The sequence below is a fragment of the Citrobacter sp. RHBSTW-00029 genome (assembly GCF_014104295.1).
Lineage (GTDB): Bacteria > Pseudomonadota > Gammaproteobacteria > Enterobacterales > Enterobacteriaceae > Citrobacter > Citrobacter youngae.
The window spans coordinates 4,035,895-4,055,136 of the sequence record NZ_JABXRT010000001.1 but is presented as its reverse complement, the minus strand read 5'-3'; the positions used below and the strand labels follow the sequence as shown (position 1 = coordinate 4,055,136).

Sequence of the window (19,242 nt, the reverse complement as noted above, 5' to 3'; positions counted from 1 at the left end):
GAAAAAAGCCCATCCTGGGATGGGCTAAAAGTTCCACGGCAACTAAAACCTTCGTCTTTCTCCCGACAGCTGTGTTGGCTGCTTTCGCTCACCCCAGTCACTTACTTATGTAAGCTCCCGGGGATTCACTCAATTGCTGCCTTGCTGTAGCAAGAAATCCATTGGTTATTACATTCTCTGCACGTTTTTATGTGAGAGTGTAAAAGTTAAATTAAACGCTGTAGTACAGCTCAAACTCTACCGGGTGCGGAGTCATACGCACACGGTCATCTTCTTCGCGACGCAGCGTAATGTACGCATCAATCGCTTCATTGGTGAACACGCCGCCTGCAGTCAGGAACTCACGGTCCAGATCCAGTTCTTTCAGTGCTTCTTCCAGAGAACCTGCAACCTGTGGGATCTCTTTCGCTTCTTCCGGCGGCAGGTCATACAGGTTTTTGTCCATGGCTTCGCCCGGGTGGATCTTGTTCTTGATACCGTCAAGACCAGCCATCAGCAGCGCTGCGAAGCACAGGTACGGGTTAGCAGCCGGGTCCGGGAAACGCACTTCAATACGACGCGCTTTCGGGGAAGCAACAACCGGAATACGGATAGAAGCAGAACGGTTACGGGCAGAGTAAGCCAGCATTACCGGCGCTTCGTAGCCTGGGACCAGACGCTTGTAGGAGTTGGTGGTCGGGTTAGCCAGGGCATTGATCGCTTTAGCGTGTTTGATTACGCCGCCGATGTAGAACAGCGCCTGCTCAGACAGACCCGCATATTTGTCGCCAGAGAACAGGTTTACGCCGTTCTTGGACAGGGACATGTGGCAGTGCATACCGGAACCGTTATCACCGAACATCGGTTTTGGCATAAAGGTCGCGGTTTTACCGAAACGGTGTGCAACGTTGTGCACAACGTATTTGTAGATCTGAATTTCGTCCGCTTTTTTGGTCATGGTGTTAAAGCGGGTCGCGATTTCGTTCTGGCCAGCGGTCGCCACTTCGTGGTGATGCGCTTCAACAACCAGACCCATTTCTTCCATGATCAGACACATGGTAGAACGGATGTCCTGAGAAGAATCTACCGGAGGAACCGGGAAGTAACCGCCTTTCACGCCAGGACGGTGACCTTTGTTACCACCTTCGTATTTGGTGGAGGAGTTCCATGCGCCTTCGATGTCATCGATAGCCACGTGAGAACCGGAGATAGATGCGCCGAAGCGGATGTCGTCAAACAGGAAGAACTCTGGCTCTGGCCCGAACAGAACGGTGTCTGCGATGCCGGTAGAACGCAGATACTCTTCAGCGCGTTTTGCGATGGAGCGCGGGTCGCGGTCATAGCCCTGTAGCGTACCGGGTTCCAGGATATCGCAACGGATGATCAGGGTAGACTCTTCATAGAACGGGTCGATGAGTGCAGTAGACGCATCTGGCATCAGAACCATGTCTGATTCGTTAATGCCTTTCCAGCCACCGATTGAGGAGCCGTCAAACATTTTGCCTTCTTCAAAGAATTCGGCATTTACCTGATGAGCAGGAATAGTGACGTGCTGTTCTTTACCTTTGGTATCAGTGAAGCGTAAATCAACAAACTTCACTTCGTGTTCGTTCAGCATCGTCAAAACGTGTTCAGCGGACATACTTACTCTCCCGGATTGGTCATGGTCGTCGTGGTAACGAAGTCTTCAATTCTGCAAAAATTGGCCGTGTCGCCGTAAAAAATATAAAGCGAAATCTGTGCCAACTTTTAAATTGCCCCTAAAAGGCGTTATCATGCGCACTATCGTGCAAAGGGGCTGCACCATGAAGGTTGTATTGCACCATTATAGTGCTTTAATGTGAACATTAAGCACCATATTGGTGCAAAGCATGTCAGATTACCCCTTTTAACGCTCCGTGAATGTGATCACAAAGAAACTCTGCAATACTTGTTTGCGGAGGATGTTTGTGATCCTGTTTTGTACTGCGATTAATCCGTGTACAATAACGCGCTATTTCTAAAATGCCTGAGGCAAAGTTGTGATCGAAAATTTGCGTAACATCGCCATCATCGCGCACGTAGACCATGGTAAAACGACCCTGGTAGACAAGCTGCTCCAACAATCCGGTACGTTCGATGCACGTGCTGAAACCCAAGAGCGCGTGATGGACTCCAACGATTTGGAGAAAGAGCGTGGGATTACCATCCTCGCTAAAAACACCGCTATCAAATGGAATGACTACCGTATCAACATCGTTGATACCCCGGGGCACGCCGACTTCGGTGGTGAAGTTGAACGTGTAATGTCCATGGTCGACTCCGTGCTGCTGGTGGTGGATGCAATGGATGGTCCGATGCCGCAGACGCGCTTCGTGACCAAAAAAGCCTTTGCCCATGGCCTGAAGCCAATTGTTGTTATCAACAAAGTTGACCGTCCTGGCGCGCGTCCTGACTGGGTTGTTGATCAGGTATTCGACCTGTTCGTTAACCTCGACGCTACCGACGAACAGCTGGACTTCCCGATCGTTTACGCTTCCGCGCTGAACGGTATCGCAGGTCTGGATCACGAAGATATGGCTGAAGACATGACTCCGCTGTACCAGACCATCGTTGATCGTGTACCGGCTCCGAACGTAGACCTTGATGGCCCGCTGCAGATGCAAATCTCTCAGCTGGACTACAACAACTACGTTGGCGTAATCGGCATCGGCCGCATTAAACGCGGTAAAGTTAAACCGAACCAGCAGATCACTATCATTGATAGCGAAGGCAAAACCCGTAACGGTAAAGTCGGTAAAGTTCTGACTCATCTGGGTCTGGAACGTATCGAGAGCGATATTGCCGAAGCAGGCGATATCATCGCGATCACCGGTCTGGGCGAACTGAACATCTCCGACACCATCTGCGATCCGCAGAACGTCGAAGCGCTGCCGGCTCTGTCCGTTGATGAACCGACCGTAACCATGTTCTTCTGCGTAAACACCTCTCCGTTCTGTGGTAAAGAAGGTAAATATGTTACCTCTCGTCAGATCCTTGACCGCCTGAACAAAGAGCTGGTGCACAACGTTGCGCTGCGCGTTGAAGAAACCGAAGATGCGGATGCGTTCCGCGTATCCGGTCGTGGTGAGCTGCACCTGTCTGTTCTGATTGAAAACATGCGTCGTGAAGGTTTCGAAATGGCGGTTTCCCGTCCGAAAGTTATCTTCCGCGAAATCGATGGCCGTAAACAAGAGCCGTTCGAAAACGTAACGCTGGACGTCGAAGAGCAGCATCAGGGTTCTGTCATGCAGGCTCTGGGTGAGCGTAAAGGCGACCTGAAAAACATGAATCCAGATGGCAAAGGCCGCGTACGTCTTGACTACGTGATCCCAAGCCGTGGTCTGATCGGCTTCCGTTCAGAATTCATGACCATGACTTCCGGTACCGGTCTGCTGTACTCCACCTTCAGCCACTACGACGACGTTCGTGCGGGTGATGTGGGTCAGCGTCAGAACGGCGTACTGATCTCCAACGGCCAGGGTAAAGCAGTTGCGTTCGCACTGTTCAGCCTGCAGGACCGCGGTAAGCTGTTCCTGGGTCACGGTGCTGAAGTTTACGAAGGCCAGATCATCGGTATTCACAGCCGCTCTAACGACCTGACTGTAAACTGCCTGACCGGTAAGAAACTGACCAACATGCGTGCGTCCGGTACTGACGAAGCGACGGTTCTGGTTCCGCCGGTTAAGATGACTCTGGAGCAGGCTCTGGAATTCATCGATGACGACGAACTGGTAGAAGTTACTCCAACCTCTATCCGTATTCGTAAGCGTCACCTGACTGAAAACGATCGTCGCCGTGCAATGCGTGGCGCGAAAGAAGAGTAATTAACGCTCTTTCTCAGGTAAGCATAAAAAAGCCGCTGATTATCAGCGGCTTTTTTTATCATCAGCAGCATCAGAAGAAATACTTTGCCCCAACACGAATCTGGTTTTGTTCGCGATGATAGGGTTCAACATTGCGATCTAACCAGCGTAATTCCAGGTAGGGCAACCAGTGTTCATTGATCCGATACTTAAAGGTATTGGTAATTTCCCAGTGATGATCTTTTCCGTTGCTGCTATTGAAGTCATTAACTCGCATAAAATAGTGCGGTTCAAAGGTATAGGAAAATTTATCGGTAATGGCAAAGTTCCAGTAGTTACCTATTTCATAGGTATCATTATTATCCAAGTCGCCGTTCAGGTCGGTTGAACTGTAGTTATTATGGTTATATCGATTACGCACGGTAAGATTAAACCACGGTGTAAATTTATAGTTAACATCCAGATAAACAGCACCGCCAGAACCAATACTCTTATCGTTTATTAGCCCGCCAGGTTGGATTGTCAATTTATCTGTCGGTTTAAATAATGGATACCAGCCCTCTATTTCGTTATAGCCGTGTTTTAGCTCATCCTTGCGTTGCATCGTGTAGGTGTTGGTGAGCATGATGCCCGCACCCATATCAGAGTTATAGCCGACGCGCATCATGACCTCTATTTGATCGGACGCCAGGTTATATGCTTCGCGGTTTTCTACATAGGCTCCAGCGAAAGCAGAGGTTGATACCACAGAGGATAAGAGAATTATTGTCGTTAATTTTTTCATGATAAATCCATTTTTTAAGCGTAGGGAGGCCGCCATCCATTGGGATGGAATAGGCGGCTATTATTTTTATACGTTTACAGCAGAGGTATTCTTTTTATTGGTAACCGGGTCTGGTTGGATATTATTTTTCTTCCGTTGGCTGATTTCCTCAATAATAAAAGCAAAACGTGTTTCGTTGAGCTTATAAAAGAAGCCCATCGTGAGTGCTGCAATAATTGCAAGTCCGCAAGGCCAGAGAAAAATAAGTTGACGCAAACCGAGCAAGGTTGCATCACTCTGGGCGATATTGGGGATATAACCGATTTGCGTCAGCATAATTCCAGGCAGGAAGCCCGCGAGCGCCGCGGAAATTTTGCGAGAAAAGGTATAACCCGTATATACCGAGCCTTCCGCACGGATCCCCGTCTTCCATTCGCCATAATCGACCGTATCCGGAACCAGCGCCCAGTTCAGGCTGTTAACAAAAGCGGTTCCGAAGAAGGCCATGCAAGAAAACATCACGAATAAAAATGACGTGCTGCCCCAGAAAAAGTTCAGCACATCGCCGATTGCCCATAGCGCCAGACCGCCAAGGTAAACCTGCTTTTTACCAAAACGTTTTACGGCTGCGGGCACCAGCAGTACCCCAAGCAGAATGCACCCCATGCTGAAGAAACCCATCCACGACAGCAGATGTATATCGTTGAGCACGTACTGGGTGTAATACACCTGAATCGCCAGCTTGATGTTGAATGCCGCCAGCGTGCACAGGTTGGCGACACACAGCACCAGCAGCGGAGGGTTACGGAAAATGGCGCAAAACGACTTGAGAATACTGGGCTTATGATGGTCCGGCACGATTTCGATATAGCGTTCCTTCACACCGCTAAAGCACCACCACATACTGAACAATCCGCAGACGGAGAAGATCAGTGCGGCAATCAGATACCCCAGCGAAGGCGAACTGACAAATAGCGCCTGAATCGGCATAAAGCCAACGGTACACAGTAACAGGCCTACGGTAGCGCCGCCCTGACGCCAGGCGGCGAGCTGAGCGCGTTCATGTGGATTTTTAGTAATTGCAGGCACCATCGCGCCGTAGGAACAGTTCATCAGGCTATAGAACAGGCCGAACAGCATGAACAACACCGTTGCCAGCCCCGTTTTCACCGTTAGCGTAAAGCCTGTCGCTAAAAATTGCGCGCTGGCGACGACGGCGACAGGAAATGACGCATACAAAATAAAGGGTCTGAATTTCCCCTTTGCGCCAATATTACGCCTTGAGTCCAGCAACACGCCGGTCAGAATATCGGTGAAGGCGGTGAAGAACTTCGCTACTAAAAAGATAATCCCACCGTACCAGGCCGGCATCCCTAGTTCATCGGTATAAAATTTAAGCAGATACAGCGTGCCGATACACAGCATCAAATTTGAGCCGAAGTCACCCACTCCGTAGGCGAATTTTTCACGCAGGCTCAGTTTTAGCGTTAGCGGATCATGAAAAGACATAATCGCTCCTCAATAGCGCCCCGTAGAGCGCTATTCATTATTATTATCAAACGGTTTGTTTACGCGCTTCTATCTCTTCAACGATGCGGACATACATCTTCTCGTTAAGGTTGTAGAAACAGCCCATAGCTACAATGGTGATCACCGCCAACGCGCAGGGATAAATAAAGATCAGCTGACGCAATCCTTCGACCGTACTGGCAGATTGCACCACGTTGGGGACATAGCCGATTTGCGTTAGCATCCAGCCGGGGAAGAATCCCGCCAGCGCTTGTGACACTTTACGAAAGAAGGTGAAACCGGTGTATACCGTACCTTCCGAACGAACGCCGGTACGCCATTCGCCATATTCCACCGTGTCGGAGACCAGCGCCCAGTTCAGGCTGTTGACGAATGCTGAGCCGAAGAATGCCAGACAGGAGAAGGCGACAAAGCTGACTGAGCCGCCGCCAAAGAAGTAGTTCAGCAGATCACCCGCGACCCAGATCAGCAAACCGCCGATGTAGACCTTTTTCTTGCCGAAACGTCTGACCATTCCCGGCATTAAGAAGACGCCGATGAAGATACAGCCCATGCTGAAAAAGCCCATCCACGAAAGGAGGATCGGGTCGTTCAGTACGTACTGGGTGTAATAGACCTGAATCGCCAGCTTGACGTTAAACGCGCCAAGTGTGCAAAGGTTGGCAACGCACAGAATAAACAGCGGGCGGTTACCTGCGATGGCGCGGAAGGATTGCAGCAATCCCGGTTTTTGCGCGGCATCAACGGGTTTCACTTCCACATAGCGTTCTTTTACCCCGGCATAGCACAGCCACATGAACAGCAGGCCGAACAGAGAGAACAAGGTGGCGGCGAAGATATAGCCCAACTGAGAGTTGCCTTCGATCAGGTTCATTACTGGAACAAAGCCGACGGTGCACAGCAGCAGGCCAAGAGTGGCTCCGCCCTGTCGCCAGGCTGCCAGCGAGGCGCGTTCGTCCGGGTTTTTGGTGATCGCGGGGACCATCGCACCGTAAGAGCAGTTCATCATACTGAAGAACAGTCCGTACAGCATAAACAGTACCGTTGCCATCACCGTTTTACCGGTGACTTCAAATGGTGTACCGACAAAGTTCGCAATCGCCAGCAGCGTCACTGGAAATGCGGCATACAGAACGAACGGGCGGAATTTGCCTTTCGGGCCGATTTTGCGGCGCGAGTCGAGCATAATCCCAGTCCCCATATCGGTAAACGCGGTAAAAAACTTGGCGATAAGGAAAATGATACCGCCATAAGTTCCAGGTAAACCAAGGACATCGGTATAAAACTTGAGTAAATAGAGCGTACCAATGTCCAGCAGGATATTGGAACCTAAATCACCCATCCCATAGGCGAGTTTTTCTTTGAACGGCAAGCGTAGGGTTGCCGGATTAGAAGAGGTCTGACTCATTATTATTCTCCATGTGCCCGTGAGTCTCCCCACGGGCGAGCCGTATTAGATGTTGCGTAAAGTGGCAAACAGTGACGCCCATTCACTCTTCGCGCGATAAAACACCGGAGGCTTGCCAATAGGCGCATCCACGGTAATTTCACCGCCCTGGTAAGTTTCCCCGGTCCAGACATTTACCCAGCTATCTTCCGGCAGATACAGGGTCCAGTCGGACTTGCCTTGTTCGTGAACCGGCGCAACCAGCAGATCTTGTCCCAGCAGGTACTGATATTTCAGGGTATAGGTCCGCGCATCGTCTTCGTAATGCAGGAACAGCGGGCGCATCACCGGCAGACCGGTAGCGCTGTTTTGCGCGACGGCCTGTTTGAGATACGGTTTCAGGGTGGTAAACACGGTGGTCATTCGTGCAAAGTGGGCGATGGTTTCAGCATCACCATCAAACTGCCAGTTATCGCCTGGGCGGTTACCCTCGTGGGTACGCATCATCGGCGTGAAGGCGCTGAAGTCACACCAGCGCAGCAGTAGTTCTTTGCTGCGTTTCATGTCAAACAGGGTGGTGTAGCCGCCGATATCGCTGTGGTGCAGACCGTGACCGGTCATCGCCAGCGACAGCGCCGCAGGAACGACGGAAGCCAGACCGTCGTCAAGGCTCCAGTCCACGTTCTGATCGCCCGCCCACATCATGGTGGAGTATTTCTGGCTACCGGTGTAACCCGCACGCATAAAGAACAGGATCTCGCCGAGTTTGCCGGTCTCCTGTAGCGCTTCGTAGTTACATTTCGCCCACAGTGCGGGCCAGGCGTTGTGCATGATCTCGGCGCTGACGCCGTTGTGCAGATACGTATCTGTCGGCAGGTATTCGCCAAAATCTGCCATCCAGCCGCCGCAGCCCAGTTCGATCATGTTTTTCTTGATGACCTCTTTGAACCAGTCGTAGGCTTCCGGGTTGGTCAGATCGACCACGCCGCCGTAAAACTCGCCAAACTCTACGAGGTAATCGCCGCCGGATGCATCTTTCGCCAGATAACCGTGTTTGGCCGCTTCGGCACAGAGATCTTTATCGCTGGCAACATACGGGTTGATGTAGGAGAGGAACTGCACGCCTTCTTCTTTCCACTGCTTAATACGGCTATCCAACTGCGGATAATTGTCGCTGTTCCATTTCCAGTTCCACATCACGCGCTTGCCAAAGGAGGTCATGCGGATCCCGGACCAGTCCTGCGCCCAGATGCCGTTTACTTTCACGCCTGCGTTACGCATGGTGTCCAGTTTGCTCTGGCAAACCTCAGTACCGCCCTGAATACCGAGCGTGACGCCATCGTAGATCCAGTCCGGCAGCTCCGGCTGGCGTCCTAACAGTGCAGTCAATTTTTCCAGCAGAGAGATGTAGGTATCAGCGCACTCAAAGCGCAGGGTGGTTTTGTCCTCCCACAGCGCCAGTTCGTGATACTCCGGCGCGCTGAAGTCGAAATTCATATAGCAACTGTTATCAACGTGGCAGTAGTACTTCTGCGTGCTGACGAAGGTCGGTTGCGGGAAGAAGGTCCAGTAGTAGTCGCCGCCGGCGTTCTCTTTACAGTCGGCTTGCCAGGTGACATAGCTGTTTTTGTTTCGGCCCACGCCCTGTTCGCTGGTCCACAGCGGGAACGGCTTACCGCGTAAGTCGAAATAAGAAAACTGTTCGCCGCAGCCGTAAATATGATCGTCCGCCCTGGCGGCCAGGCGCAGCCAGATGCGGTTATGGTTGAGATCGCCGTTGTGCAGATCCAGCTTCAGGCGACCCTGTTCATCGGTGGAAATATGCAGCGTGGCGTTGATGGTATCACCGCGGCTGAAATGCACCCGCCAGCCGTCAGGCGACTCGCTTACCGTGGCGTCGGTCAGGGCAATTTTCTCATTGAGCTTGTCTTTAATGCTGAAGTTGCCGCGAAACATGTCAATGTCGGCAACGCCAGCGCCGATCCACAGGCAGGGCGTTTCTGTGCTGTGGCGTAAAATCAGGCGCTGGTGGTACGTTAAAGCAAATCCATCAGGTAATGATGTGAGTTCTAAGGCGGTTGACCGTCGTTGTAGCGAATTCATTATTGTCTCCGTAAAAATAGGGTAATTCGGTAATTTGTCGGAAATCTGTTATTCACTGCCGATTAAAAAATGCATCTGATGTTGTTCTCCGGGCGCGAGATGAATCAGGCTAATTCCGGAGTTAAAGGCGTCGGGCGGGCAGGTCATCGGTTCTACCGCCAGGCCGCACCTTGCTAATTTTTCGCCGGTATACACTTGCAGCCAGGGCTGGTGGCTGCGTAAAAAAGTGGACATGTTTTGCGCTGGGCTGATCATCCTGACTTCCCACTCATCGTCAGGTGGCAGAGTCCTGAACGTATGATCGATAGCGGTCTGCGCAATGCGTTGCGGCGTGGTGAAATATCGTTCATCACATGTTTCTTCACTCACCGGGAGTGTTAATTCACAGTCATCAATGGGTTGCAGATTACAGGTCAAATAGGGATGTGCGCCCGCGCCATACGGCGCGATTTCGTCACCCACATTCTGTGTGCGGATAAAAACGTGCAGTCCACGGGTTGCCTCCAGTCGGTAAATCACCTCTGAAACCAGCGCGAAGGGATAACCATAAGAAGGCGGCAGAAAAATCGTCAGCGACACTTCCGATGCCGACTGCTGGGTAATCTGCCAGTCCCGCCAGGCCAGTAACCCATGAATGGCGGTATGTGAAACTGAGTCGTTAACGGCAAGCTGGTAATCCTTGCCGTTATAGTGATAGCTGCCGTCTACAACGCGGTTTGGCCACGGGATTAACACTTTCCCCAAGTGTGCCAGCGGCATTTCTTCCGGTTTGTGGGGAATAACGATATGACGCCCACGGTGCGTCAATTCTGCTAGCCCAGCGCCAACCGTGACGATTTTCGCCTGGTAGTGTCCGGCCTGAAGATGAATGGTTTTTCCACCGCTATGCATGGCAGCCCACCTTGTTACTTATTTAGCGTTGATATCCAGCAGACCGGCGGCAACAGCCGGAGCAAGGCCCGGAGCCAGCGGCAGACGCGGGATCACCAGGCAGTGCAGCAGGTGATAAATGTCCTGCTTGCCGTCCCAGACTTTGGTGGTCACCTTGTTATTGGTGTCCAGCTCCTGCCACCATGAACCGGTCTCGTAATCCATCAGGTAGGTGATGCAGTAATCCCACCATTTCTGGTACCAGGCTTCGTACTGGCTGTCGCCTGTGAGGGTGTACAGGGCGTAGGCGGTGCCCATCGCTTCGACTATCGGCCAGCGCACTCTTTCGCGAACGATCGGTGTGCCGTCCCAATCCACCGAATAGACAAAACCGTCTGCGCCGTCCGGTGCCCAGGCGTCGCGGATAGTGGCGTGGAAAAGTCCTTTTGCATCTTCCAGCAGCCAGGCAGGCGGCGTTTCGAAGCGAGCTTCCAGCGTGGCATGTAGATGCAGCATCAGGCGGCCCCACTCGATCCAGTGACCCGGCGTGCCACCGTAGGCGCGGAAACGGTGAGCTGGGTTGTCCTTGTTGTAATCGCGGATTGGATTCCACTGTGAATCGAAGTGTTCATTGACGCGGTACTCCCCGCTACGGGCCACATCGTGAATAATCACCGAAGCGATACGCAGTGCGCGATCGAGCCATTTACGGTCATGAGTCACGTCATACACGATCAGGAAAGCTTCGACCGCGTGCATGTTAGCGTTGCCGCCGCGATAATCTTCTGTCTGGCTGAAGGCTTCGTCCCAGGACTCCAGGCACATTTGTTCGTCTTCGCTCCAGAAGTACTTCTCAATCACCTCGATGGCGTCATCCAGCAATTTTCTGGCCTGTGGATGACCGGTAGTGACCGCGCTTGCCGCGCCAAGTAAGACGAAGAAATGCTGATAACCCTGCTTGGAGGCATCCATCACGCCTTCGTCATTAACGCAGGCGTACCAACCGCCGTAGCGTGTGTCACGTAGCGCGCCGTTCAGCGCCTTAATGCCGTGGTCGACGAGTTGATATGCACCTGGGCGACCCATAGAGGCGGCAACGGAATAGACGTGCAGCATGCGGGCGGTGATCCACAGATGTGTTCCCATATCCGTTCTGACCTGACCACTGTTTCCCAGCCAGCCAAACCCGGTGGGCACCGCTGCGTTCTTACCAAAGTTAAAGATGCGATCGGTTTCTTGTTCCAGCCAACGGTTGTGGCTTAGGGTGTTAAACCATTTCATGCTTTGATCCTCTATTAGCGGCGGGCCATCATTTCGTCGACGATATCGCCCAGACGCTGCAACTTCGGTGCGGAAACATCACGCAGCATCAATTCGGTATCCGGCAGACCCACGACGGATGACCAGACCGCACGCCCGGCCAGGAAGCCGGATGCGCCTGCGGTCATTGCTACGCTGACCGCGCGTGGGAACAGTTTTTCATCCACACCAGAGGAGAGAATGACCCACGGCATGTTGATGTTTTCATTCAGGCGCTGAGAGGCGCTAAGCAATTCCTGTTGGGTTCCTTTGCCGTACAGCGGCATTTCGACCTTGTAGAGATCGGCACCGCTATCGCCCAGCTCTTTCGCGGCATCGATGATGGCCTGTTCACGGCAGAACTTATCGCCACGACGCGGTGGGCGAACAACCGGCTCGATGATGCTCAGCAGCCCATTGGAATGGCATAGCTCATTGAATTCTTTCACCATGTCCAGACGCTGTTGGGCATCTTCATCGCTACGCCACAGCACCAGCAGTTTGAGAGCCTTGGCACCATCTTGCTTCACAGCCTGCGGGTTGATTTTTTTATCAATCACTACGCTATCGACCGGAATTCCGTTACCCGGAATAAACTCATCAGCGGCCACAATCATGGCGCAGCTTTTGGCTACCGCGTTTTGCTCTACAACCTGGCGGTAGCAGAACTGCTGATCGACCAGAATGGCGGAGGCATAGGGGGACAGGATCTTTGCCGCATTGACTTTGAAATCGGTCAGCACGCTGTCATTGACCGGGGATTTTGCACCCGCTGCGGCAAACATTAAGCGCATGGCTTCGCGCTGATCGACTGCCAGCATGGCAAAACCGCCGGAAGCGCGGGTAATATCTTTCAGGGTGTACTTCGTCATTGTTCAGTCCTTACTTATCTGTGTGTTTATTTAGCCCGGCGGATGCGCGAACCTGTTCAAGAATGGCGGTCCAGTCTTCCCGGCCACGACCTGCGGCGCGCGCCTGGTTATAGACTTCGCGGGAGGCGGCGCCGAGCGGCATCGGTACGTGTAATTGGTTGGCAACGTCCAGAGCGATGCCAAGATCCTTATGAGCTAAATCGATCATGAAGGCCGGGGAAAGATCGCCTTTCAGCACTTTGTTCGGCCAGGAGGTAGTGAAGTGGCCTTTCCCGGCGGGAGTGCCGCTCATGACTTGCAAGGCCACATCGAAGGAAAGGCCGAGCGCTTCGCACAACACGGCGGCTTCGGCAGACAGGGCGTTTAACGCGATGCTCATGTAGTTATTGATGAGCTTGACGCGAATGCCCATACCGGGACCGCCTGCGTTGATCAATTCATTGCCCATCGCCATCAGAACGGGTGTGGCGCGTTCTACCTGCTCCGCCGTGCCACCCGCCAGCAATAACAGCGTTCCCGCGATAGCGTGATCGGAGGTACGTCCAACCGGGCAATCCATCATGTCGAAGCCTTTGGCACGCATATCGGCGATCAGTTTGTCGGTTTGCAGTGGGTGAATAGTCGACATATCAATCACTAATGCCTGTGGGGAAAGGCTTTCACAGATACCCTGCTCGCCGAACAGTACGCTGCGCACCAGATCGCCGTTTGGCAGCATGGTGATAACAAATTCTGCCCCTTTTGCTGCCTGAGCCGGGCTGTTGGCAGGTTGGGCTCCTTTTTCCACCAGGCGCTGAACGGCATCCGGGTTAACGTCAAAGACGCTGAGTTGATGACCCTGCTTCAGCAAGTTGCTCGCCATGGGTGAACCCATCTGACCTAATCCGATAAATGCTATAACTGCCATAACGTTCTCCTGAGACGTGGATGTCATTTTTTGTCATTTAAGGTCGTTTGTTTTTGTCTGTTTTTGATCGTATTTGTAATTTATGGTCAAAAAATTGACAGCCGTCACTTTTTAAACATTTTGTGAAATTAAAATGATCCCATCTTGAAACGCCTAAGGAATGACCATGATTCGTGTTGCTTGTGTGGGTATTACCGTGATGGATCGCATCTATTACGTAGAAGGTTTACCGACTGAAGGAGGTAAATATGTGGCGAAGCGCTATACCGAAGTGGGCGGCGGGCCTGCTGCAACGGCCGCAGTGGCTGCAGCGAAGCTGGGCGCGCAGGTGGACTTTATTGGCCGTGTGGGCGATGACGACACCGGAAACAGCCTGCTGGCGGAGCTGGAATCCCTGGGGGTAAACACCCGCTACACCCGGCGCTATGCGGGGGCAAAGTCTTCACAATCGGCGATTATGGTGGATGCGCAAGGGGAGCGTATTATCGTTAACTACCCCAGCCCGGACTTACTGCATGACGCTGACTGGCTCAACGAGATCGATTTTTCGCAGTGGGATGTGGTTCTGGCGGATGTTCGCTGGCACGAAGGCGCCAGGCAGGCGTTCACGCTGGCGCGTCGGGCGGGAGTGATGACGGTACTGGATGGTGACGTCACGCCACAAGATATCAGTGAGCTGGTGGCGTTGAGCGATCATGCGGCGTTCTCTGAACCGGGTCTGGCGCGTTTAACCGGGATAACCGATCCTGTCGTTGGACTAAAAAAATCGCAAACGCTCACAAATGGTCATGTCTATGTGACGCGTGGCAGTGAGGGCTGTGACTGGATAAAAAATAATACGTTGCAGCATCAATCTGGATTTAAAGTCGACGTAGTGGATACTACGGGGGCCGGAGACGTTTTCCACGGTGCGCTCGCATTCAGCCTGGCTGACGGCGATGCTCCAGAAGAGGCCGTCAGGTTTGCCAGTGGGGTTGCTGCGTTAAAATGCACTCGCCCGGGAGGAAGGTCCGGAATCCCTGACTGTGATCAAACCCGATCTTTTCTGTCACTTTTTGTATAAAATGCCAGGGCAATGGTTTTTCGAGGAAATTTCATGAGTCTTACCGAACTGACCGGTAACCCGCGGCACGATCAGCTGTTGATGCTGATTAGCGAGCGCGGTTATATGAATATCGACGAGCTGGCCAGCCTGCTGGACGTGTCCACGCAGACCGTGCGTCGTGATATTCGTAAACTCAGCGAGCAGGGATTAATTACGCGTCATCATGGTGGGGCGGGCAGAGCCTCCAGCGTGGTGAATACGGCGTTTGAGCAGCGTGAAGTCTCGTGGACGGAAGAGAAGAAAGCCATCGCGGAGGCGGTGGCTGACTATATTCCTGACGGTTCGACGGTGTTTATTACCATAGGCACCACCGTGGAGCAGGTGGCCCGCGCGCTGTTAAACCATAACCATTTGCGCATCATCACCAACAGCCTGCGCGTGGCGCATATTCTGTATAACAATCCGCGTTTTGAAGTCATGGTGCCGGGGGGAACGTTACGCCCGCACAACAGCGGCATCATTGGTCCTTCTGCCTCGGCATTTGTCGCTGATTTTCGGGCCGACTACCTGGTTACCAGCGTTGGCGCGATTGAAAGTGACGGCGTGCTGCTGGAGTTTGATGTTAACGAGGCCAGCGTAGTGAAAACGATGATGTCCCATTCAAGACACATTCTGCTGGCAGCGGATCATACGAAATATACGGCTTCTGCCGCGGTAGAAATTGGTAACGTGTCTCAGGTGACTGCGCTGTTTACTGATGAATACCCAGGTCCGGCATTGCACAATTTACTCCAGTCACAGCAGGTGGAAATTGTGCAGGTGAGTCCTTCACAGGATGATGCTCTGGCCGTGTAATTCTTCCCAATGATGGCCCGATAACTTCGCAGCCATCACTCTCGCATAGTCAAACTTCTCCTTTCCCGCTACAGTTATTCATCCACGGCGAATAAGGAGAAGGGCATGCTCTATATCTTTGATTTGGGTAATGTGATTGTCGATATCGACTTCAACCGCGTGTTGGGCACATGGAGCGATCTAAGTCGTGTACCGTTGGCTTCGCTAAAGCAAAGTTTCACCATGGGGGAGGCTTTTCACCAGCACGAGCGAGGTGAAATAACGGATGAAGCCTTTGCCGAGGCACTATGTCACGAGATGGCGCTGCCGCTAAGTTACGAGCAGTTCTCTCACGGCTGGCAGGCCGTGTTTGTCGCCTTGCGCCCTGAGGTTATCGACATCATGCATAAGCTGCGTGAGCAGGGGCATCGTGTCGTTGTGTTATCAAATACTAACCGCCTGCACACCACGTTTTGGCCGGATGAATATCCCGAGATCCGTCAGGCTGCTGACCATATTTATCTTTCCCAGGACCTGGGCATGCGTAAACCGGAAGCGCGAATTTACCAGCACGTCCTGCAGTCTGAAGGTTTTTCTGCGCAGGATGCGGTCTTTTTTGACGATAACGCCGATAATATTGAAGGGGCTAACCGATTAGGGATCACCAGTATCCAGGTCGTCGATAAAAAGACGATTCCTGACTATTTCGCGACGTTGTTATGCTAAAAAATGTTCGGCAACAGACCAGGCATCATACGCGTCCTGTACGAGACTGGTTGAAGCTACTATGGCAGCGGATTGATGAGGACAACATGACGACGCTGGCAGGGAATCTTGCCTACGTTTCATTGCTCTCATTAGTGCCGCTTATTGCCGTCGTATTTGCGCTTTTCGCCGCATTTCCGATGTTTTCCGACGTCAGTGTCCAGCTACGTCATTTTATTTTCGCAAACTTTATCCCGGCGACGGGAGACGTCATTCAACGTTATATCGAACAGTTTGTCGCCAATTCGAACAAAATGACGGCAGTCGGGGCATGCGGGCTGATTGTCACAGCATTATTGCTGATGTATGCCATTGATAACGCGCTGAATACTATCTGGCGCAGCAGGCGCACGCGTCCCAAAGTTTACTCTTTCGCCGTCTACTGGATGATTTTAACGCTGGGGCCGCTGCTGGCGGGAGCCAGTCTGGCGATCAGCTCTTATCTGTTGTCATTGCGCTGGGCCAGCGATCTTAACACGGTGATTGATAACGTCCTGCGTATTTTCCCGCTGGTGCTTTCCTGGCTCTCATTCTGGCTCCTCTACAGCATTGTACCGACTACGCGCGTCCCTAATCGTGATGCGGTGATTGGCGCTTTTGTGGCCGCCGTGTTGTTCGAAGCCGGGAAGAAAGGATTTGCGCTCTACATCACGATGTTCCCGTCGTATCAGCTCATTTACGGCGTCCTGGCGGTGATCCCCATTTTATTCGTCTGGGTTTACTGGACGTGGTGTATCGTCTTGCTAGGCGCGGAAATAACTGTCACTCTCGGGGAATACCGCAAACTTAAACAAGCCGCAGAACAAGAAGAAGCAGAGCAACCATGATTGCATTAATTCAGCGCGTAACCCGTGCCAGCGTCACCGTGGAGGGCGAGGTGACGGGTGAAATTGGCCCAGGACTTTTGGTCCTGTTAGGTGTCGAAAGGGATGATGACGAACAGAAAGCGAACCGCCTGTGCGAGCGCGTACTCGGCTATCGAATCTTTAGCGATGCCGAAGGCAAAATGAACCTCAACGTGCAGCAGTCAGGCGGCAGCGTGCTGGTGGTTTCACAGTTTACGCTGGCGGCAGATACCGAACGCGGCATGCGCCCGGGGTTTTCGAAAGGCGCAGCGCCCGAGCGGGCAGAAGCGCTGTATGAGTACTTTGTTGAGCGTTGCCGCCAACAGGAAATGAATACGCAAACCGGGCGATTCGCTGCTGATATGCAGGTTTCGCTGGTTAATGATGGCCCCGTGACGTTCTGGTTACAAGTATGAACCAGCTTCCGGCGTGGTCGCGGGTAACAAGAGAGAATACAACTATGTATCACCTTCGAGTACCGCAAACAGAAGAAGAATTGGAGCGCTACTACCAGTTTCGCTGGGAGATGCTGCGTAAACCATTGCACCAGCCAAAAGGCTCCGAACGGGATGCCTGGGACGCGATGGCGCATCACCAGATGGTGGTGGACGAAGAGGGGAATCTGGTTGCGGTAGGGCGTTTGTATATCAATGCGGATAACGAAGCCTCCATACGTTTTATGGCCGTAGATCCCTCCGTGCAAGAGAAAGGGTTGGGCACGCTGATGGCGATGACTCTGGAGTCTGTGGCACGTCAGGAAGGGGTAAAGCGCGTCACCTGTAGCGCCCGTGAAGATGCGGTCGAATTTTTCGCCAAGCTCGGTTTTGTGAGCCAGGGGGAAATCACCACACCGCAAACCACGCCGGTGCGCCACTTTTTGATGATTAAGCCCATTGCGACGCTGGACGATATTCTCCATCGCGGTGACTGGTGCGGACAGCTACAGCAAGCCTGGTACGAACATATTCCATTGAGTGAGAAAATGGGCGTGCGTATTCAGCAGTACACCGGGCAGAAATTTATTACCACGATGCCCGAGACGGGCAATCAGAATCCGCACCACACGCTGTTTGCCGGAAGCCTGTTTTCACTGGCGACGCTAACGGGCTGGGGACTTATCTGGCTGATGCTGCGTGAGCGTCATCTGGGGGGAACGATTATCCTCGCCGACGCGCATATCCGATACAGCAGGCCAATCACCGGGAAACCAACTGCTATTGCCGATCTGGGCTCGCTGAGCGGTGACCTTGATCGTCTGGCAAGAGGCCGCAAGGCGCGCGTGCAGATGCAGGTCGGAGTATTTGGCGATGACACACCGGGCGTCGTGTTTGAAGGTACTTACATTGTGCTACCCGCAAAACCGTTTGGCGCATATGAAGAGGGCGGTAACGAGGAAGAGTAGGGGGATACCCTCTACTCGATAAATGCATCTGCCGGAAGTTTAAAGCGTTCTGCAAGCGCTTTAATATGGCTTACAGTCAGTGCTCTACGGCCATTTAGGATGTTGCTGACGTTCGATTTAGAACCAAGCTCGTTGGCGAGGTCGGTGGCTTTTAATCCGTACTGATCCATGAGCGTACGCAATACGGAAACGCCAGAGGGGATTTGTTTCAGGTGTTGATTGAGCGCTCTGAATTCTGGTGCATGTTTTTCGTATTCACTGATTCGGGCACTAAGTAATTCAAATAGTGGGTTTTCAAGATCGTCGTGGTCAACCAGAAACTCTACTAGCGCTAGTGCCCTTCGATACTCCGTTTCATTGCGTTCTTCCCCCAAAAGAGGGATCGTTTTTACAGCACAACTGAAGGTATCAACGATCTTTTTTGCGCTGGCTGCGTCCATATGACGATGAGATCTCATTCTTTATGGCCCCGATAATATTCTGTCAGTTTGTCATATTCGGCGTGGAGAACGATATGCTCCACAAATACCTTATGTAACCTGAAATCTATGTAGGCAATGAGTCTCAGGTTGTTACCAGAAACATCAATTACCCACCATTTATTCCTGTACTTAAAATTATCAAGAGAAGGAATATACTGTTTCATCTCTTCAGGGTGATGGAATGTTTTTTTCTCCAAAACATTCAGCAACTCAGAGAGAGCAAGCCCATGGTTTGGATACATGAGCATACCCTCATTGAATGGTTTTCGGCTGATAACATGCACGATGTAGTTCCATCACATAGTTTTCAACCTGAAAACAATCTAACGCAATGC

General features: G+C 52.2%; 18 protein-coding genes. 7 read left to right on the top strand and 11 right to left on the bottom strand.

All coding sequences use genetic code 11. The annotated features are described in order from the left end of the window. Positions 1-211: 211 nt before the first annotated feature. Positions 212-1,621 carry a glutamate--ammonia ligase gene (glnA, locus tag HV041_RS19620; protein WP_003028638.1) on the bottom strand — a complete coding sequence of 470 codons (1,410 nt, stop codon included), beginning with the start codon at positions 1,619-1,621 and terminating at the stop codon, positions 212-214. Between the two features lie 379 nt (positions 1,622-2,000). Here glnA and typA point away from each other — a divergent pair, with 379 nt between their 5' ends. Further along, entirely contained in the window at positions 2,001-3,824 is a 1,824-nt protein-coding gene (gene typA, locus HV041_RS19615; protein ID WP_003028641.1) for a ribosome-dependent GTPase TypA, read from the top strand. 70 nt (positions 3,825-3,894) lie between these two features. On the opposite strand, the gene ompL is transcribed toward typA, so the two are convergent. From ompL to yihU, 8 genes are all read right to left on the bottom strand, one after another. Further along, positions 3,895-4,587 (bottom strand): porin OmpL, encoded by a 693-nt coding sequence (gene ompL, locus HV041_RS19610; RefSeq protein ID WP_048214041.1) that lies wholly within the window; start codon positions 4,585-4,587, stop codon positions 3,895-3,897. Between the two features lie 66 nt (positions 4,588-4,653). Next, complete coding sequence (locus HV041_RS19605) at positions 4,654-6,075, bottom strand: MFS transporter (protein ID WP_115644178.1); 1,422 nt, start codon at positions 6,073-6,075, stop codon at positions 4,654-4,656. 46 nt (positions 6,076-6,121) lie between these two features. Then, the gene (locus HV041_RS19600) at positions 6,122-7,504 is read right to left on the bottom strand and encodes an MFS transporter (RefSeq protein ID WP_003028647.1); all 1,383 of its coding nucleotides are present in this window, start codon (positions 7,502-7,504) and stop codon (positions 6,122-6,124) included. A 45-nt stretch (positions 7,505-7,549) separates the two neighbouring features. Continuing rightward, positions 7,550-9,586 carry an alpha-glucosidase gene (locus HV041_RS19595; RefSeq protein WP_121585269.1) on the bottom strand — a complete coding sequence of 679 codons (2,037 nt, stop codon included), beginning with the start codon at positions 9,584-9,586 and terminating at the stop codon, positions 7,550-7,552. A gap of 48 nt (positions 9,587-9,634) precedes the next feature. Then, positions 9,635-10,477, bottom strand: coding sequence for an aldose-1-epimerase (locus tag HV041_RS19590; protein ID WP_121585270.1), 843 nt, complete (start codon positions 10,475-10,477; stop codon positions 9,635-9,637). A gap of 18 nt (positions 10,478-10,495) precedes the next feature. After that, entirely contained in the window at positions 10,496-11,737 is a 1,242-nt protein-coding gene (gene yihS / locus HV041_RS19585) for a sulfoquinovose isomerase (protein ID WP_121585271.1), read from the bottom strand. Positions 11,738-11,751: 14 nt separating this feature from the next. Beyond that, on the bottom strand, positions 11,752-12,627 hold the full coding sequence (yihT, locus tag HV041_RS19580) for a sulfofructosephosphate aldolase (protein ID WP_003028656.1): 876 nt from the start codon (positions 12,625-12,627) through the stop codon (positions 11,752-11,754). Between the two features lie 10 nt (positions 12,628-12,637). Beyond that, positions 12,638-13,534, bottom strand: a complete 897-nt coding sequence (gene yihU / locus HV041_RS19575; RefSeq protein ID WP_048214035.1) for a sulfolactaldehyde 3-reductase — start codon at positions 13,532-13,534, stop codon at positions 12,638-12,640. Positions 13,535-13,700: 166 nt separating this feature from the next. Between yihU and HV041_RS19570 the strand changes: the two genes are divergently transcribed. The 6 genes from HV041_RS19570 to fabY all read left to right on the top strand — a co-directional run bounded on the left by HV041_RS19570 (position 13,701) and on the right by fabY (position 18,425). After that, positions 13,701-14,597 carry a sugar kinase gene (locus tag HV041_RS19570; RefSeq protein WP_121585272.1) on the top strand — a complete coding sequence of 299 codons (897 nt, stop codon included), beginning with the start codon at positions 13,701-13,703 and terminating at the stop codon, positions 14,595-14,597. Between the two features lie 33 nt (positions 14,598-14,630). Then, positions 14,631-15,434 carry a DeoR/GlpR family DNA-binding transcription regulator gene (locus tag HV041_RS19565; RefSeq protein WP_182294258.1) on the top strand — a complete coding sequence of 268 codons (804 nt, stop codon included), beginning with the start codon at positions 14,631-14,633 and terminating at the stop codon, positions 15,432-15,434. Positions 15,435-15,539: 105 nt separating this feature from the next. Continuing rightward, entirely contained in the window at positions 15,540-16,139 is a 600-nt protein-coding gene (yihX, locus tag HV041_RS19560; protein ID WP_048214033.1) for a glucose-1-phosphatase, read from the top strand. Then, positions 16,133-17,005, top strand: coding sequence for a virulence factor BrkB family protein (locus HV041_RS19555; RefSeq protein ID WP_121585273.1), 873 nt, complete (start codon positions 16,133-16,135; stop codon positions 17,003-17,005). Before yihX ends, HV041_RS19555 begins: the two co-directional genes overlap by 7 nt. Beyond that, complete coding sequence (gene dtd, locus HV041_RS19550; protein ID WP_003028671.1) at positions 17,002-17,439, top strand: D-aminoacyl-tRNA deacylase; 438 nt, start codon at positions 17,002-17,004, stop codon at positions 17,437-17,439. Before HV041_RS19555 ends, dtd begins: the two co-directional genes overlap by 4 nt. Before the next feature lie 44 nt (positions 17,440-17,483). Further along, complete coding sequence (gene fabY, locus HV041_RS19545; protein ID WP_003825286.1) at positions 17,484-18,425, top strand: fatty acid biosynthesis protein FabY; 942 nt, start codon at positions 17,484-17,486, stop codon at positions 18,423-18,425. An 11-nt stretch (positions 18,426-18,436) separates the two neighbouring features. Here the strand turns inward: fabY and HV041_RS19540 are convergent, their stop codons facing one another. After that, complete coding sequence (locus HV041_RS19540) at positions 18,437-18,883, bottom strand: helix-turn-helix domain-containing protein (protein ID WP_040233078.1); 447 nt, start codon at positions 18,881-18,883, stop codon at positions 18,437-18,439. Beyond that, on the bottom strand, positions 18,880-19,191 hold the full coding sequence (locus HV041_RS19535) for a type II toxin-antitoxin system HigB family toxin (protein WP_121585274.1): 312 nt from the start codon (positions 19,189-19,191) through the stop codon (positions 18,880-18,882). The genes HV041_RS19540 and HV041_RS19535 overlap by 4 nt, the downstream gene beginning before the upstream one ends. Positions 19,192-19,242 lie beyond the last annotated feature (51 nt).